Annotated in this window: 7 protein-coding genes; 6 read left to right on the top strand and 1 reads right to left on the bottom strand. The window is 40.0% G+C overall.

From position 1 onward, the window contains the following. Nucleotides 1-12: 12 nt before the first annotated feature. The 3 genes from NV377_RS06790 (at nt 13) to NV377_RS06780 (ending at nt 9,945) form a co-directional block, all read left to right on the top strand. On the top strand, nt 13-7,851 hold the full coding sequence (locus tag NV377_RS06790; protein WP_258200447.1) for an endo-alpha-N-acetylgalactosaminidase family protein: 7,839 nt from the start codon (nt 13-15) through the stop codon (nt 7,849-7,851). 442 nt (nt 7,852-8,293) lie between these two features. Continuing rightward, complete coding sequence (gene xynA, locus NV377_RS06785; protein ID WP_258200446.1) at nt 8,294-8,929, top strand: endo-1,4-beta-xylanase XynA; 636 nt, start codon at nt 8,294-8,296, stop codon at nt 8,927-8,929. A 158-nt stretch (nt 8,930-9,087) separates the two neighbouring features. Further along, on the top strand, nt 9,088-9,945 hold the full coding sequence (locus NV377_RS06780; protein WP_258200445.1) for a formylglycine-generating enzyme family protein: 858 nt from the start codon (nt 9,088-9,090) through the stop codon (nt 9,943-9,945). Nucleotides 9,946-10,021: 76 nt separating this feature from the next. On the opposite strand, the gene NV377_RS06775 is transcribed toward NV377_RS06780, so the two are convergent. Beyond that, entirely contained in the window at nt 10,022-10,879 is an 858-nt protein-coding gene (locus NV377_RS06775) for an AraC family transcriptional regulator (protein ID WP_258200444.1), read from the bottom strand. Between the two features lie 125 nt (nt 10,880-11,004). On the opposite strand from NV377_RS06775, the gene NV377_RS06770 reads away from it, so the two are divergent. The 3 genes from NV377_RS06770 to NV377_RS06760 all read left to right on the top strand — a co-directional run bounded on the left by NV377_RS06770 (nt 11,005) and on the right by NV377_RS06760 (nt 19,507). Next, nucleotides 11,005-12,549, top strand: coding sequence for an alpha-L-rhamnosidase-related protein (locus tag NV377_RS06770; protein ID WP_258200443.1), 1,545 nt, complete (start codon nt 11,005-11,007; stop codon nt 12,547-12,549). A 305-nt stretch (nt 12,550-12,854) separates the two neighbouring features. Further along, nucleotides 12,855-17,555 carry a glycoside hydrolase family 3 C-terminal domain-containing protein gene (locus NV377_RS06765; RefSeq protein ID WP_258200442.1) on the top strand — a complete coding sequence of 1,567 codons (4,701 nt, stop codon included), beginning with the start codon at nt 12,855-12,857 and terminating at the stop codon, nt 17,553-17,555. Between the two features lie 164 nt (nt 17,556-17,719). Further along, nucleotides 17,720-19,507 carry a sensor histidine kinase gene (locus NV377_RS06760; protein WP_258200441.1) on the top strand — a complete coding sequence of 596 codons (1,788 nt, stop codon included), beginning with the start codon at nt 17,720-17,722 and terminating at the stop codon, nt 19,505-19,507. The last annotated feature ends 1 nt before the right edge of the window (nt 19,508 follow it).

Raw genomic sequence — 19,508 nt, 5'->3', positions numbered from 1 at the left:
AGGAATAATTCGGTGCGAAAAAAAGGTAATAAAAAGATATCCAAATCATTGATTTGGGCGATGGTTTTGTTGATTTCTTCAAGTCCGATGAGCTCTTCAGGAAGTATAGCTTATGCTACAACAGGAGAAATTGGTAACTTGCCGATTGTGGAACAAGAGATGGAACAAGAAAAAACGATCGAGAGTATTTCTGAGATTGCGGTTAATACTTCTGTTGATGAGCCACCGGTACTTCCTTCAGTAGTTCAAGCAGTATATAACGATAAAACCACTACAGAGGTTGCGGTAAGCTGGGACCAAGTCGATGCTTCAAGCTATGCACAAGTGGGTGTCTTTGGCGTTGAAGGAAGTATAGCAGGCACGAATGTTAAAGCTACAGCAACAATCACGGTTGTTGAAAACCCTGGAAATACATTAGATGTTGAAAAAGCTGAGACTACAGCAGACATCGACAGTTTTCTAGATGAGCTGAAAAACAATATTCCCGCAGGTCAAGTTGCTGTTTCATATACGAATAATTATCAGTCTATGGAACCGGAAGCGATGACTTTTGTTAAAGGAAAAGGGACAGCTTCTGTAAATAATGGCTTAACCGTAGCGATAAGTGAAGTGGGTAGTGGAGCTATTGCAACATGGGATAAAGCTCCTTGGTTATCTGCGGGAATCATTGATACAACGTTGCGCTATACAAGTGGAACTCAAGGGAATGTTGGTTTTGTTCTGGGTTCTAATGATGGTCAACAAGGTATCTCTATTCGCTATGATAACAATACAGACTGGGTCATTCAGAGTCCAGATGGTACGGGTAAATGGGAAGTGTTCATAGGGCCAAAACTATTAGTAGATACAGATTATCATATACAGATCGGCTTTAATGGCAAAAGGCTACTAGTTAATGTAGACGGCGAGACTTACTACAATAAGGATACAGATTTATTGAGTCAATCGAGTGGCATTGGCCAGGTAGGTCTATATAAACGCTTTGCAACTGGTAGTGTTATGATCAAGGATCTACGTATCGAAGGCGTAGGTACTAAGGAAAAACCTTCAAACGTTGTTGATTACATTCAGGATTACGAAGATCCTAACTATATCCCTAACTGGTCTGGTCTAAATGCTCAAGTCGTGACTGATCTTACGGGTAATAAAGTATTATCCCTAAAAAGAGGAACGGGCGAACGTGGCGTAGATTTGGATTCACCACAAATTCAAGAGGGTACGCTTTCGTTAGATTTCAAACTGGTTAATCCGGCTAAGTTAGGTAGCGGACAAGGATTTGCTTTTGGCTTTAGAATGAATGATACAGCAAGCATATTTAATGAGATTGGGGTTGACCCAAGCCAATGGATTCCAGAGTCGAATACGGGTTGGGGTTCGAAGCTGAATATTCCTTATCCGATTCAAGGCAGATGGAACAATCTCATGTTCAATTTTAAAGGAAAAACAATTACTGTATACATGAATAAGAAGGAAATCGGCGATATTCCTTTTGATAAATTTTCGGACGTAGCGGGACGCTTTGGTCTTCGCATTCGAAGTACTGTAGAATTGCATATCGATAATGTACAGTATACGAATCAGATCGTTACACCAAAACAAATTGTTCAGTACAGCAACGACTTTCAGGACGGAATTACAGGTAACTGGAGTAACGGCGCTACATCTTCAATTATTAGGGAAGGCAACAACAAAGTTTTGAAACTCTCGAATATCAACGAAAATACATTGAATATGGATGCACCATTACTACCAAGTGCTACTTATATGCTGTCCGTTAAACCTGAAACTAGTAACATCGGTTTTGTAATCGGTAATGATGCTCAGGTTAAATACGATGGCGCAAAATGGATTTTGAAAAAGGGTGACAACAGCATTGAATTTGCTGCATCTAGTAGTAACGATTCAAGTCCTAAGCCTTTAAGCTGGAATAAGGTGGGCATCCAGTATTCTGACTCATCGGTGACGCTTAGCATTAATGGCACTGAATTGCGTGCAAGCTTACCAGTTGGACAGCAATTCGGAGAAGGACGTATTGGGGTAATGGCTCAAGGTTTCGTATATGTCGATAATATTCTCTTTACCGAAGAATTTATCGATATGGATACAACATCTTCAACTGCTGGCAAAATGAGCTATGAAGAATATTACGAAGGTCAGTCATTGACTAACTGGGAAGGGTTTAATAGTGCGCCACAGATTTCCGATGGATACTTACAAGGAACAATTAATGCAGGGAAAACTGTTGTCAATAAGGATGTAACACCAGTTCCAAACGGGATCTATCAATTGAAACTGCAGGCGGATGAAACTGCAGGGGTTAAATTAGGCAATATCGCTATATATCAAGCTAGTCCAGGACATTGGAAATATCAGCTTGATGGTAGTAGCAATAGTATTGAGATTGGCAACGCTAGCGTAGTGGAATCAGGTAAAGACTACACTTTACGTGTGCAAATTGTGGAGAATGAATTAAGTCTATATGTAAATGGCATTTTGGTTGGTAATGCATCTATAGATGCATACTCACCAGGCGATTTTGGAATTTATAATTCTAGCAACCGTGCCATTCAGATAAAGGTAGACGCAATAACTGCAGAAGAGATCAGAATTTATGAACCGGATTATACGACACAGAACTGGGGTCCTCTCGATAGCAGTAAACCAGTAGTGCTAAGTAATGGTGAAGATAAAATCCAGTTGAATATGCCAGGGGTAGCAGTAGCCGTGGATAAAGATAGCCCTACATTTGTTGATCAGAAGGTTTCTTTTGATTTCAAAACGAATGTGTCTTCTGGCTCAGATGGTGGCCGTTATGGCTTTGTAGTAAGAGGATCAGCTGCTGACAGTTATGTATCGATTGTGCATGATATTAATGGGAACTGGAAGTTGACAGCAAACGGAAATGAGGTTTTCTTCCCGAACACCTATGAGATGAAAGCAGATACGTTCTACCGTATCAATCTTCAATTGGTAGGCAAAATAGTTGGTTTCACAATTACAGATGTCAATGGCGTGACAACGGATATGGGTTCGGTATCTGAAGAAGAAATGACCTTACAGCCAGGTTGGTTTGGACTACGTTCTTGGTATGGATCCAAGGAGATGATGGTGAGCGATTTGAAGATCGTTGAATTGGAGTCGCTGCCTAGGCTTCAGATCGCTTCCGAAGTAGATGTGATTAATAAAGATGGTTTGGGAGTTACGGTATATAAAGATTTCCCAGGCATTGTCGAATATCAGGTCGGTGATCATAAGCTTCAGGCTAACGTGGAGCAAACGAATAGTATAAAGATCAACAATATAGATTATGTACCGCAAACAATCTCTACTAAAGAGGGCGATAACAAATATCTGTATACGATGACGATTGATGAGATCGGCGTCATAATTGAAGCACATATTGAAGTGAAAGAAAACAATGTAGTTCGTTTTGCAATCGATAAAATTACAGAAAAACCAGATGGTGTTGTAGTTCGCTCGGTACAATTGAACAATTCGCTTATCCATGTAAATAGTTCTATGGATGACGCTACGTATGCGTGGAACAAATCCGATGGAGCATGGCATGGACTTACGGAAGATATAGTTGATAACATGTCTCTTATGAAGCAGAGCGGCACTATAGGAGTTACGATGGCTATGGTGAGTGCTAATGGTTTGGGTGCATCAGTGGAGAACAACGTATACAGCGGTGGTAACAAATTGATTGTGGATACTGAGAAGAAACCACTTGTCAATAAAGTAACGGTAAAACCGGGCACGTGGACTTATCGACATCTGCAAAGTGATGAAATTGAAGAGTTGCCTTGGTATGAGATTGTCGTAACCGAAGACCGCAATAATGATGGTAAAGCGGATTGGCAGGATGCGGCTGTCGCATATCGGACATTTATTTTCGATGAACCGTTTGGCGCAAATGATATCAAGAATAACATGATGTACATTGCTTTTAACTTTGCAAGCCAAGCAAATGATCCTTTCTTAAATACGTTAGATACGGGTAAGGTGCTGTATAATTATACAGACGGTTTTGGCCAGATGATCTTGCACAAAGGTTATCAAGCTGAAGGGCATGATGATGATATTCCTTCCTATTCCAATATTGGCGTAAGACAGGGCGGATTAAAAGACTTCAACTATTTGATTGATGAGGGAGATAAGTATAACCTCAATATTGGTGTCCATCTGAATGCGACAGAATATCAGCTCGATGCAAATGAGCTTAACTATTCTGACTTAAATGGTGCTGCTACCAATAGACTGTCTAAAGGTTGGGATTGGATAGATACGGCTTACTATGTGGATCAGACAAAGGATGTTTTGAGCGGTAATTTGAAGAAACGATTTGAAAATCTATATAATTTGACGAAAGATCCTACTAACCCGAATGATCCTGCTTTAGATTTCTATTATATCGATGTTTATACGGGGAACGATTATAATGCTCGTAAGTTATTGCAATATGCTAATGATCTTGGGGTGAAAATAGGAACAGAATTTGCCGGCCCACTAGAGCCAGGTTCAACCTTTGTTCACTGGGGTCCGGACTTAGGATATCCGAATAAAGGAAATAAGAGCATACTTTCAAGAATGGTAAAAAATAATCTAGATATCTTTGTAGGAAATGCATTGTTTAAAGGTCAGAAAATACCTGTTGTAGCTACTTGGGGTGATTCCAAACCAGATATGCAACAAGGTGTAACCGTATTTTTCAACGAAGTATTACCGACGAAATTTATGCAACACTTTGGCGTACTGAAATATGAAGAAGATCAAATTACTTTTGAAAACGATGTGGTTTCAAGAAGAAACAAAACTACAGGTATGATTGAGTTGTCCAAAAACGGAAAGTTAATCTCTTCTTGGGCAGATACTGGAACGACTACTGATGAAGCAGTCCGTCATACGGGCGAAGCGAACTCTTTAATTCCTTGGGTTTGGGATATCAAGAATGATACAGTTATGGGACTAAATGACGGAGCGAAGCTCTATCACTGGAACACAACGGGGAATCCTACAACTTGGGAATTGACAGATGAATTTAAAGATGTGAGAGAATTCAATATGTACGAGTTAACTCAACAAGGTAAAGTACTCGTTGACAAACTTGTTGCTGAGAATGGCTCTCTAACGATTAACCAAGCTAAGAAAAACACTCCATATGTATTGTATCCAGCATCAGCTAATGCGGAAACGATAGTGCCTGCTGCGAGTAATTGGGGAGAAGGCAGTTTGATCAAGGATTTCGCCTTCAACTCAGAGAAGTTCAATGCTCCGGGTTCATGGAAAGCTGATGATTCTAATAACATTGCAATTAAGGTAGTACCAGGTGATGTTGAATATGATACCACCAAAGAAATGACAAATTCCAATTGGAATAGATTCGCTGAAGTTGGAAGTAAGGCAGGTGTATTGTCACAAGAAATTACTGGGTTACAACCTGGCCAGGATTACACTGTCGGTGTATGGACTTCGACAGAGCCAGGAAGGAAATCTTCACTTCAGGTCACAGTCGATGGCAAAACCTATACAAGTGTTGTGACAGGAAAAGATGGCATCCATCAATCATCCTTTAAGTATGTTGGTACGAAGTGGCAACGGATGAATGTTGAATTTAAGGTTCCTGCTGGAGTTACTACTGCAACAGTGAAGCTGGTAGCAGAAGCGGGAACAGGCACTGTACAATATGATGATGTTCGCATTTGGGAGCATATTACTGTTGAAAAGGATCCTACGAATAAAGGTTATGTTGTGTATGAGGATTTTGAAAATGTATATGAAGGTTGGGGACCGTTTGAATATGGAGGTGGGTCAAGACAAATCCATATAGCAAGCGACCGAAGCAATTCGAATGATAATAATCCAATCGTTTCGACATCCGAGAATAAAATTGGTCCAGTGATGACTTGGGTTCTACATGGAGAAAATTCGTTAAAGCTTAATGAAACAGATGTTAATAAATTAATAAAAACGAATGAATCCAGTGTGAAATTGGAACCAAATACAGCCTATGATTTAGGGTTCATTTACACGTTGGAAGCTTCTGCTAACTACGAGGTTTCGGTACAATCGCGCTCCACAGGTGCCGTTGTACTTAAGGAAACACTTAATAAACATGCTAATCCAGGCAATAAAACTGGTGTAAATGGTGGCTATATCCGATTCCAGCAAAACTTTACGACGGGCAACCACGATGACTACCAAGTTATTTTCAAGCTGGTATCAAAGGGTGCAGGTGGAGCTACTTCTGATTATGCATTAATTTTGGATGACTTCTATATTAAGGCTGATGATGTAAATATCTCGAAGGAACTTTTACAACAATCGATTGCTGATGTTCATGAAATGATCAGTTCAGATTATACATCTGAATCATGGGCACACGTTGTAACAGCTCTGGATGAGGCAGAGAAGCTCCTGGTTGATCCTAAAGCTACAGTTACTTTATTAGATCAAGCAAGGTTAAAACTTAAGAATGCAATAGAAGGCCTTATATTAAAAGTAACTATTGTAGCAATTGAGAATGTAGCAGTTGAAACTGAAGTAGGTACAGCACCGAAATTGCCTGTAGAAGTAACTGTGACCTTAAGTAATCATGCTACACAGAAAGCAACAGTTGTATGGGAAGTGATTGATCCTTCCAGCTATGCAAAGGTGGGTACTTTCCAAGTAAAAGGTTCAGTTGACGGATCTGACATAAAAGCAATTGCAACTGTAAATGTAAAAGCGGCTATAAATATCTCGAAAGAGCTTTTACAACAATCGATTGCAGATGCTCGTGAATTGAACAGCTCGGATTATACATCTGAATCATGGGCAAAGGTTGCAACAGCTCTGGATGAGGCAGAGAAGCTTCTGGTTGATCCTAAAGCTACAGTTACTTTATTAGATCAAGCACGTTTAAAACTTGAAAATGCAATTAAAGGTCTTGTATCAGTAGCAACTATTGTAGCAATTGAGAATGTAACAGTTGGAACCAAAGTGGGCACAGCACCGAAATTGCCTGCAGAAGTAACTGTTACCTTAAGTAATCATGTGACACAGAAAGAGTTGGTTGTATGGGAAGCGATTGCTCCTTCCAGCTATGCAAAGGTGGGTACTTTCCAAGTGAAAGGCTCAGTTGACGGGACAGACATAAAAGCAACTGCGACTGTAAACGTAAAGGCGAAGGATAGCGGCAATCCAGGCACAGGAACAAATCCAGATACAGGTACGAATCCAGAGACTAATCCAAATCCAGACCCAGGAACAGATAACGGAACTGTAACCAATCCGGATCCGGAAACTGGCACACCTAAACAATTTGAAGATACAGTAAATCACTGGGCGAACGAAGAAATCAGTGCTTTAGCGAGCAAAGGTATCATTATGGGCAAAACCGATCAGAAATTTGCGCCTAATATGACCATAAATCGTTCCGAAATTGCAGCTATGCTAACACGAGCATTCGGCCTTGAGGCAAGTGGATCGACATCATTTAAAGATGTTGTTGAAGATAAGTGGTATAGCGATAGCGTTATTGCAGCGACGGAGGCGGGATTGTTTAAAGGGTACGAAGGTAATTTGTTTGGACCTACGAATCTGCTAACTCGTCAAGAAATGGCAGTAATCATCGTAAGAGCACTTGAAATGAAAGGGAAGTTGCCAGTAGGATCAGATAATATCGATAAAACACTTGCTAAATATAAAGACGCGGATCAGGCAGCAGTGTGGTCTAAGCAAGCATTTGCTATTTCTATTGAACTAGGTCTCATTCAAGGAACTCCTGATATGAAACTCAATCCGAAAGAAAATCTGACCCGTGCGGAGGCAGCAGTCTTGCTTAGCAGATTATTGAAGTATCTGTCCTAACTCAATGCTCTCTAAGTACGACCTCTATATGGAAAGCGAGCTTTGGATGCAAATCCAGAGCTCTTTTTCATTGATGAAAATAACGTGGATTGTGGTTTAGATATTAATCAAGCTAAATACAAAAAGCCCCTGCTTAGGGGCTTTTTGTATTTACATTTCGCAATAATGAGTTCATTAGTTTTTGAATAATTTGTATGGTTAGAGATATTATTTTATTGACTTTTAAATTCCAATTATTTGAAATTAGTTAAATAAGTTTAGGTAAATCTTTAATTAATTCAATGTTATGTAAGCGTTTACTTTATATAATCTACTTAGAAAGGAGGCACAATGGAAAGCTCACAGAATATGAGACAGATTAAGTAATCTACTTCAAGAGAAACAACTTACTGGTGGTATGTAGATAAGTAGTGTCAACTCTAATTATTTAAGGAGGATGATTATGTTTAAGATCAAAAAAACATTCTTGAGTTTAGCGATTGTAGCTTCAATGAGTTTTGGCTTGATTGGTGCATCTTCAAGCGCAGCGACAGACTATTATCAAAATTGGACTGATGGAGGCGGAACAGTAAACGCCACTAACGGATCTGGTGGGAATTACAGTGTAAATTGGAGTAACACTGGTAATTTTGTTGTCGGCAAAGGATGGAATACTGGATCGCCAAATCGGACAGTAAATTACAATGCTGGTGTTTGGTCCCCATCAGGCAATGGGTATTTGACTCTTTATGGGTGGACGAGAAATTCACTTATAGAATATTACGTTGTAGATAGTTGGGGTACTTATAGACCTACAGGAACGTATAAAGGTAGTGTGACCAGTGATGGCGGAACCTATGACATATATACTACTACTCGAGTCAATGCTCCTTCTATTGACGGTACACAAACTTTCACTCAGTACTGGAGTGTGCGTCAGTCAAAAAGAGCGACAGGTAGTAACGTTGCTATTACTTTTAGCAACCATGTTAACGCATGGAAAAATGCCAGAATGAATCTTGGAAGTAGTTGGTCATATCAGATCCTGGCGACAGAAGGATATCAAAGTAGTGGTAGTTCTAACGTAACGGTATGGTAACAGGTAAAGCAAGGTAACTGGCGAGCGCTTGACGTTTTTAAAGTATAGAGTAAGAGTTTAATTGTTTGGTATTGCTAAGGTCTGCCGGTCTCATACCCGGCGGCCTTATATAGTTTACAAACTATAACTTTTCCTCTTGTTATAAAGGAGATATATTAATGAGAAAATTGTTAATTGTCCTTTTCATATCGATAATATTTGTTGCTAGCGCTTGTTCGCAAGAAACTACTACAAAGAATGAAAAGCCTGAGATGAATGATAACTTCGTACTCGTCGAAGGTGGAACTTTCATGAATAAAAAGTCTAATTTTTATGAAAAAAATATAACAATATCAACCTTTTATATAAGCAAATATGAGGTGACTCAAAAAGAATGGATGGATGTAATGGGATATAATCCATCAGCATTCATAGGCGAAGATTTACCTGTAGAAATGGTGAGCTGGTATGACGTTATCGAGTACTGTAATAAAAGGAGTATACAAGAGGGGTTAAAACCTTTTTACGATATAGACAAAAATAAAAAAGACCCAAAAAATAAAAGTGAATACGATAATATGAAATGGAAAGTAACGATTAATGAGGAAGCCAATGGATACCGTTTACCGACCGAAGCGGAGTGGGAATATGCTTCGAGTGGAGGTCAGATGAGTAAAGGTTACTTATACAGCGGAAGTGATGAAGCAGATGAAGTAGCATGGTATTGGAAAAATGCTGGCGATAACTACTTATCCGGAGATTGGAATTGGCCTATCATAGAAAGCAACAATAATAAAACTAAACTAGTAGGTTCTAGGGACACCAATGAGCTAGGACTTTATGATATGTCAGGCAATGTAAGGGAATGGGTATGGAATTGGTATGAAGACGTGAATATAAATGAAGGTTTATACCGAGTTGTGAAGGGCGGCGGCTGGATAGGAGATGTCAGCAACAATGAGGTATCTTTTCGAGGCAAGTTTGAGGCAAATGGCTTTGGCCCCGATCAAGGTTTTCGTGTGAGTCGAAGCGATTAAACAGAATAAGAATAAATGGCGATGTAGAGTGTTTACTCTGCATCGCCATTTTAATTTTGGGTATCCATAGTTACAATCACTTATGTTTATTTCTATATTCGCGAGGGGAAATACCAATATGTTTCTTGAATATTTCGTAAAAAAACGGTGCATGTGAATAGCCAACAGCCTCTGCGATATATGATGTTTTATGAGTAGTGGTTAGAAGAAGTTCACAAGCAGCTCTAACTCTTAACCCTTGAATATATTGCGTTAACGTCATCCCTGTATTTTTCCTGAACAACCGCTGAAATTGTCTTTCTCCCACCCCGTATGCTTGCGCCAATTGGTTGGTAGTAAATGTTTCCGCGTATCGCAACTGCAATATGTCTAATACTTCATCCATCTGCCCAGATACAGCGATGCTGACATTCGTGCTAGGAGCTTCGTACATTCTTGAGTACAATACGAGTAATTGAATGAGCAAGGAATATAACGCCGCTTCTCTATTCATTCGTTCTATCGAATATTCCCGATATAAGCTTGTAAACAAATGATGTGCAGCCCCACTATGATCTTGAGTATGAAAGATGCTAGGTAAGTTTAATAGCTTCTTAAGTGAGCTCCCACCTGAAAATAATTCAATAAGTGAAATGAGTGTTTCCATAGTTACGATACAATTATATACAATGAGCTGACGATTTTTTGCAACAGAGGAGGGTCTGAAAACATGGGATATTCCCATGGGAATTAGAAATAGATCTCCCGCCGCAACTTGACTTGATTCACTTCCTGTATGATGCGTACCGGTCCCCTCACTAACATAACTTAGTTCCAGAAAATTGTGATAATGCTCAGTTAGTTCGTAAGATTCAGAGTTGCGATTTACATAGATTTGAAGCTTCTCGTTAAAATATTGTTCCCCGCTAAGCAAGCGTACGGTGCGTTGAGCCATTATACAATCTCCTCCATTATGTCGGAATTACGAATAAAAAAGTCGGAATCACCTAATTTAACTATCTCAAAATTATTCTATGATAAATGCAGTTGAAAAGGCAACTATGAGGGGGAGAATGAATAATGTTAATCAATCAGCAAATGGTAGAGAAGGCTGAAAAGCTAATTCCGAGTCTTCAGTCAAACGAAGTGGAAGTACAGCATATTATTGAAGTTATAGCCGATGATGCTGCATTTCAAGGATGGAGTACTAAGCAGTTTATGAAACCACAAGAGTGGAAGAAGCAAAGCTATGGCAAGGGAGATAGCTTTATTGTTGATTTTGGCGACCATTACGTTGGTTACGTAGAGCTAGCAATTAGGTCAGTTGGGAGTCCACCTGATGCACCACTTAAGCTTAAGTTAACATTCGGCGAAATGCCCTGTGAAATTGCAGAACCATTCGAAAGTTACGATGGATGGTTAAGCAGTTCGTGGTTGCAGGAGGAGTTAATGTTTGTTGATGTATTGCCAGCAGAGATAAAATTACCTAGACGTTACTGTTTTCGTTATATTAAAGTTGAGGTGCTGGATACTTCGGTGAAATATAAGGTCGCATTTGACTATATTAATTGTAAGGCAGTAACTTCAGGAGACATGTCGAAGGTTACAGCATTACCGTCAAACTTGCCGTATGATATTGTGGAGATGGACCGCATTGCAATAAAAACACTTCAGAATTGTATGCAGACAGTTTTTGAGGATGGTCCCAAACGGGATCGACGTCTATGGATTGGAGATTTGAGACTTCAAGCGCAAGCTAATTATTATACCATTCAAAATTATGATTTGGTGAAACGTTGCTTGTATCTTTTTGGAGGCATGCGTCTCGAAGATGGCACAGTTGGAGCATGTGTATTCGAGAAGCCTTACGCCCATGTAGATGATACGAAGTTATTTGATTACGCATTGTTTTTTGTAGCAGTTCTACACGATTATTATAAAGCAACTCAAGATATGGATACATTACAAGAACTATGGCCGATTGCATTGGAACAATTGGAGATCGGTCTTAGTAGACTAGATGTACGTGGTATCGTAACTGACGATAGCACATGGTGGTGCTTTACAGATTGGCATGACGAGTTGAATAAACAAGCATCTGCTCAAGCGGTGTTAATCTATTGTTTGAAACATGGAAGAGAATTGGCAATCATTTTAGGGCAAGAGGAACAACTGAAGTATATTACTGAAAATATAGAATTCGCATCTAATGCATCCATGAAATATTTATGGGACGAGAAGGCTGGTTTCTTTGTAAGTGGAGAGGAACGTCAAATTTCATGGGCTTCTCAAATATGGATGGCACTGGCGGAAGTGCTGCCTTCAACGCACAATTCATTATTGCTAACAAGGTTATTCGAAGATTCACCTTCGATAGGGATGACAACTCCATATATGTATCATCATCTCATTGAAGCACTCTTCCTCGTAGGAAATAAGGAGCAAGCAATTGCTGAAATGCAAGCCTATTGGGGGGCAATGATGCAGGACGGTGCTAATACTTTTTGGGAGCTGTACAATCCAAAGGATAAGAAGCTATCACCATATGGCAGCAATCTAATTAATAGCTACTGTCATGCATGGAGCTGCACCCCGACTTACTTTATTCGAAAATACTTGATCTAAGCATAACAACTAAATATATATGATGATGATAAAGCCTGTGTTTTCAGTTATTAGGAAAACGCAGGCTTTTTGCTATAGTGAGGCATTCATTGTATTCGTAAAATGACTTCTCCATAATGGTTAATGGCAGTTGTTTATATAACAAAACCATAAAATAAGGTATTAATCCAATATTTCACACGCTTATGAGCAATCTAAACTTCCCTTAGAATAAAAATGTAAGCGCTTTTGTTAAGTTTCATTCTAAATAAACAGACTTACAATTGCGCTGTTAGACATCAAAAAATCGAAAGGGTGAGTTCAACATGAGACAATTATTCCAATCGAAAGCAAGCAAGAGAGTAATATCTATTGCTCTAACTTGTACGCTTTCAATCAGTGTCCTTGGAGGATCGATGCCATCAGTGGCACAGGCTGCCGAGGGAGATGCAATTATTTTCAAGACACAGTCAGGCGGTGTTTTTAATGGAATGCCTTTGTTCGACGGTGTTCCCGAGCATTTGGATGAGTTCGTAGATACTTACTTCGATTATACAGGACTTGAAGGTCCTGCTGTGTATGCAAGCGGATCAAGAAATCATTACATACTTAAGGAAGGTCCTAATGCAGGAAATAAAATACCTGGAGCACTTTCAGCTGCTGATAATGTGCAAGGCGTATCGACTGATTTTCCTGCGCTAGTCGGAATGGGGCAGACATGGAATAAGGAACTTCTGTCAAAGATCGGTAGTGTAATGGGCAGTGAGAAAATAAGTCAGCTTCAAGTTAAGCAGGGTAATTCCAATATTCATGGAGGAGCGAATGCTTCAGCCTCCGTTGCTTTTACCGTTGTTAGTGATATGCGTATTAATCCACTTAGTGGACGGTTCGATGAAGGATTTTCAGAGGATGCTTTCATGGCTGCAGAGCTAATTGATAGCATGGCGAGTGGATTAAGCGGGGTAGATCAAGTGGAAAGTGACGATGGCTTTTGGATGAGAGCAGCCGTTGGAACAAAGCATTTTTCCGTATATAATGCTCAGTGGTATCGATTTGGTACGAGTACAATTGCTAGTCCAAGGGCAATTTTTGAATATCAAACACTTAGTCCTATTAAAGCACTCGCATCAGGATCGGTAGCGGGAGTGATGACATCATACGGAATGACAAATGGTGTGCCTAATATTATTTCACCATATCAGCGTTATGCCAATGAACAATCTCGCTTCGGCGTATACAGCTCACCAGATTTTAATGGTGATCAACATACCTTCAATACATCAATGTCTAACGGTTATGATACAAGCTATACTCAGGATCGAACGTTGGCGAATATATTAATGGCACTTGCCAAGTCCAACGCTGGACGTCCGAGCCCAAGTGAAGCAAGCGGTAATGAAGATGTTGCAGCACTTGTTGCTGCTGTCAGAGAAGGAGCTTACGGAATTACGGAAGACGATCTAATTGAGGCTGCACGTCCTCATGTAAATCAGCTTGTTCGTCTAGGAATATTTAATGAAACAGATGAAAATGGAATTCCGAAATTTTACCCTTTTGCTCAAGACGCACTTGATGTACGCTCGGAGGCTCCAGCTACATATGCATTGCCAGAGCATCAAGATGTAGCACTTATGGCAGCACAAGAAAGCATTGTTTTACTGAAAAATGATGGCATTCTTCCACTCTTAAAGGATCAAAAGGTAGCAGTTTCTGGTATGTACGCTGATGCTAGATTCAAAACAACGTATTCCGTAGGGACAACACCTGATATTCCGAACTCAGGAGATTCGCCTTTGCTGTCTATCATTAAGCAAGTTGGCGCAGATAACGTTACTTATGATCTAGGTGGAAAGATTATTGCGTTAACCTCTAAGGAGAATGGGGAAATCGTTACAGCTGATCTTAGTGCAAATGTTGAGCAAGGTTCCCAACTTATTACGACAAGCGATCCACTAGATCTAACTAAGGACGCACAACTGTTCCGAGTAATTGATCTAGGTCAAGGTGGCATCAACCTATTGTCATTAGCGAATGATCGTTTCGTTACATCACCTACAGGTAATGCTTCAAATGTTGACAATTTGAAAGTGGGCAATACAGACGCGACACCTTTAAACTTGACGAATAACGATTGGAATCTAGCTGAAATGAGTGGATCTACTAGTACGATTCCACCTCGGTTAAGAATAGAATCTAATGATGATAACACAGTATCCTTTGTAACTAATGGCTATCGTTCAGGCTTTAGTGGCGAATTTGCCGATTGGTATTACTCAAATGGTCGTATTGTAACAACAGTGGATCATAAGTTAACGGTTCCTTCCACTCCACTAGGAAACACAGCTGACGCCGCGGATCGCTCAGATGCTGTGAAATTTGAGAAAACTGTTGTAAAGGAAGTAGGGGAAGATGCAGTTGAACGTGCGACTATCGATGATTATGCAATTGTCTTCGTAGGGGCAATTCCACGTCATAGTGCTGGAGAAGGAAATGATCGCTCTAGCTTGTACATGGGGAATGACGACTATGAGTTAGTGGATAAAGTATCAACGGCGTTTGCTGCAGAAGGCAAAAAAACGATTGTCGTAGTTAAATCTAGTTTCCCTGTCGTAATGGAGGATATTCAAAACAATCCGAATGTATCTGCGATTGTATATCAGCCATATGGTGGGCAATACGATTCTTATGCATTGGCACAAGTGCTGTATGGTGACTATGCACCAACTGGTCGCTTATCATCAACATGGTATGCAGACATGTCAGCTTTTGATGCAATTAGTGATTACTCCATTCCGGAAAGCTTTCCAAGTCATCAATTAGGAGTGAATATTGATCCACGTTATACTGTTGATATGACAAATGCTGATCCGATTGAATCGAAGCTTACCTATATGTATACGACTGCACCAGTTACTTATGAGTTTGGATATGGTTTGTCATATAGTGACTTCAATTATAGTAATCTCAAGGCCCCAGCAACTGTAAGTGACAATGAACTTGCCACCGTTTCTGTAGATGTAAGCAATAATGGTACAGTGGACACATCTGAAGTTGTTCAGTTATATGTTAGTAATGAGCAATCATCATATGGAGAGTCCGCACCATCTAAGAAGCTCGTAGCATTTGAGAAGGTAGAGATAGCAGCGGGTGAAACAAAGACTGTTGTATTAACGGTTGATCCACAAGATTTTGCGATTTGGGATGTAAATAAGGGTGATTTTATCGTTGAGAGCGGCACATATAGTCTAATGGTTGGAGCTTCTTCTAATGATATTCGATTATCTAAGGACGCAGTGATAACAGGATCAGCTGTTGCAATATTGGATGCTTATCGCACACTTAATGTATTCGATCACTCCTTTGCATCGGATAATGTGAAATATTATGAGGTATCCAAAGAACGCACAGCCATTAATCTGAAAAATAAAAAGACTGTTGGTGGCTATTATGCAGTAGGCTCGAAGAGCACTGATTCATGGACTGCTCTACCTAAAGTTGATTTGACTGATGTAAAGCAAGTAACAGCAAGTGTAGCATCAGATGCCAATGGCGGTATCATTACGCTACACGCTGGATCACCTGATAACGAACCTCTAGCTATATTAGATGTTCCCGAGACAGAGCCAGTAACCTATACGATTGAGAATGCAGGCGTACCAGTAACTGAGCTTGGCTACACGGACGTTACTGTTGATCTTAGCAATACGAGCGTAACAGGAGTTCACGATCTATACGTTGTATTTAAGGCAGCAGATTTACGAATGGATAGTCTGTCCTTCCAGACATCTGCATCCATTAGCACAAGCAGTCAACTTAAAAGTGGTCAGTTGAATCCGCAAGTAGTGGTTCAGTCCGCAAGAGTTCCTTTCGGTACGGAGGCTACTGATCTAAACAGCTGGTTGCTTGATGAAAAGACTAGCGGTCTTGCACTTGAATCTGTAAGTGTGAACGAGTCAGGCTTACAGGCGACTGTACAATTCTCAGGTGCTTCCCGCTCAGGCGGCACGATTTCTTTGACAGCTAAGGCTGCGGCTTTTGACGGTAATGTGTCGGACAGCAATACGCTATCGCTGACGATAAAAGCAAATGGTGGTGGTACACCAATTACTAATCCAGAGGTAACGCCGACGCCGACGAAAAAACCTGAACCAGAATCTCCACTATCGGCATGGCCGGTTGCGCAAGTAAGAGCAGCCACATCTGCAGAACAGGAACTACTTAGCTCTATGAATCTACCAGGAGTAGTAATCGCTGGTAATGCGGTTGTTATAACTACAGAGGATACTTTAGAGGGATATGCGTTAGCAGAAATCATGGTATCTAATGCTAACAGTACCGGTATTACAGCATTTGCTCGATTGAATGCGGATGGAACACTAACACCAGTTCCCAATAAGATTACAAATTCTAATGGTCAGACGCATATCGATGCGCTTGTCTCTACTACAGGCATATACGTACCTATTTCAGTCAGTCGAAGTTTTATTGATGTTCCAGCAAATGCTTGGTATGCACAATATATTTCTCAAGTGAGCAGTATGTTAATAATGAATGGTGTGAGTAGTAAAGCTATGAAGCCTCTAGATAAGACAACAACGGCACATACACTAATGGTCGCGCTAAATGTGCTAGGACTAACGCCAGAAAAAGCAGCAAATGACCAGAAATGGTACAATGCAGTATTGAGGACAGCAGCAAAGAACGACTTGATGGTATCTAGTTCTTCTAATGCTGAAGCAACCATATCAAGACAGGGAGTTGCTGAAATTTTGATGCAAGTGCTTGACTTTGCAGAGATTGAGCCAGAGCTATCACTATTTGAGATAGCTGAGTTACTTAAAGGGTTCTCTGATATGCAGAACGTATCAGAAGAAGACCGAAAAGCTATGGCGATTATGGTGAAGTACGGTATCTTCAACGGTAAGACTAGTAATAAGCTTGCGCCTATGGATGAGATAACGAGAGCTGAGTTAGCTACGGTTGCCTTGCGTACACGTCAAGTCATCGATAAGCAAATAACTAAATAATATGAGTTTTCTCCCGCTAGGTGACGCTTTTTAACAATTGCGACTTAGCGGGTCTTTTTTTATTCGAGAACAGAAAAATGCGGTATTGACCCAAAAAAAACCGCACCGCTTCACTTCTGTTCCTCTGCTATAATGATGATAACTTATTGAAAAGGAAGTTTGCTATGAAGTTAGGACTACTGCGCAGTTTTTCTGGAGTCCTGCGCCAATCTCGAATTAGAAGAAGATTTTTCAGCGCAATGATTCTAGTGTCACTCCCGCCATTGATCATTCTTGGATACTTATCATTTAATGTTGCGAAGGAAACGTTGGTTGATAATCACATAGAAAGAAATTCAGGCTATTTACAAACTGCAAGTGAAGTAACAGATCTCTTAATGAGTAACATTATTAATATGAATCGAATCATTCTTTCCAGCGAAGAACTGAGAGATGAATTATACGCCAGTGGAGCTAATGAAGGTAATAAGCAAGAGTTTCTTAATGTTCGTACTGCAAATAAATTGCAAAATATAGTTGTCGCCAATTTATTCGATACACAAAACATCGAATCAATATGTTTATTTGATCGTAATTTTCGCTCGGTTTGTTATGGGAGATCTGAGCAGGCAGGTAATTATGGAACTGACGAGACAAGAATGCAAATCGTGAATACAGAGTGGTATAGCGAGGCAGTTCGTGCAAAGGGAAAAGAAGTGTTTTTTGGTTATAATGTTCTGGAAAAGTCGTTAGAAAGCAATTCTTTTTCGAGCGTCAAGCTTTTGCGTGATCCGAATCGACTTAGCCAAGGTATGATCGGATTGCTAGTGATTAATATAAATAAGTCAATTTTTGACCAAGCGGTAATAGGTAGCGGTCAAAATGGATTTCTTGTCATGGATGCCTTTCATAGCCCAGAACCGATTACAGTGTATGATCTCTCTCCAGAGTTGACAGCTAGCATTGGATTAGGGGAGTCGATAGATGAGACTGTTGATAGGCTACAAGATGCTGAATATATTGTTAGCCAAATTACGAATGCAACAACTGGCTGGAGATTTATTGACTACGTTGAAATGAAAACGCTGTTAAGTCAATCGGATCGAATTGGGGCTATGACTTTACTTATCGCTGCAATTATGGCTGGCATTGCTCTATTAGTTTCTTATTTTGTATCTGGTACGGTTACAAGACCCTTGCTACAGTTAAAAAAAATGATTGTAGATTGGGCAAAAGGAAATCCGATGAATTCGCTAACGATAAGTGAACCGTTTGCCGCTGACGAAGTAGGTGTCATTGGTCAAACCTTTCAAAGAATGGTAGTTACTAATCAGCAATTGAGCGAAAGTTTGCTTCAATCCCAGCTTAAGGAACGCGAGGCCGAACTTAGATCACTACTTTCGCAAATTAAGCCTCATTTTTTATATAATACGTTGGACTCCATTTACTTTATGGCTCTCTTAGAAGAGAAGAAAGATATTGCTCAAATGGCTCTTTCACTTTCCGAAAGTTTTAAACTTAGTCTTAACAAAGGTAAGGAACATATTCCCGTGTTTAAGGAACTTAAACACATTGAACATTATATGATTATTCAAAGCATGCGTTATGATAATCGATTTCAATATGTGGAAGACGTTGAAGAAGAGATCAAGTCTTTTGAAATCATGAAACTGCTTCTTCAGCCTTTAGTAGAAAATGCGATGTATCATGGGTTGGAACCAAAGGAAGGCGAAGGAATAATTCATCTGACCGGACGAAGAGATGGAGAATATCTCATATTTACTGTTTCGGATAATGGTGTAGGTATGGATGACATTCAGAAAACTGAGCAGGGCTACGGTATAAGCAACGTTCGCGAAAGATTGAGTTTGTTTTATGGTGGACTAAGCAAGTTTACCATTAGAAGTAAAGTCAATGAAGGCACGCACATTGAATTGCGGTTTCCACATCAGGACAGGAAGGGTGACGACTGAA

Source organism: Paenibacillus endoradicis (assembly GCF_024721975.1).
The sequence above is the reverse complement of the archived record's forward strand: the minus strand, read 5'-3'. Positions and strand labels throughout refer to the sequence as shown.

Coding starts and splice junctions, on each gene's coding strand:
- xynA (WP_258200446.1), top strand. CDS start 8,294: ATGTTTAAGATCAAAAAAACATTCTTGAGTTTAGCGATTGTAGCTTCA.
- NV377_RS06780 (WP_258200445.1), top strand. CDS start 9,088: ATGAGAAAATTGTTAATTGTCCTTTTCATATCGATAATATTTGTTGCT.
- NV377_RS06775 (WP_258200444.1), bottom strand. CDS start 10,879: ATGGCTCAACGCACCGTACGCTTGCTTAGCGGGGAACAATATTTTAAC.
- NV377_RS06770 (WP_258200443.1), top strand. CDS start 11,005: ATGTTAATCAATCAGCAAATGGTAGAGAAGGCTGAAAAGCTAATTCCG.
- NV377_RS06765 (WP_258200442.1), top strand. CDS start 12,855: ATGAGACAATTATTCCAATCGAAAGCAAGCAAGAGAGTAATATCTATT.
- NV377_RS06760 (WP_258200441.1), top strand. CDS start 17,720: ATGAAGTTAGGACTACTGCGCAGTTTTTCTGGAGTCCTGCGCCAATCT.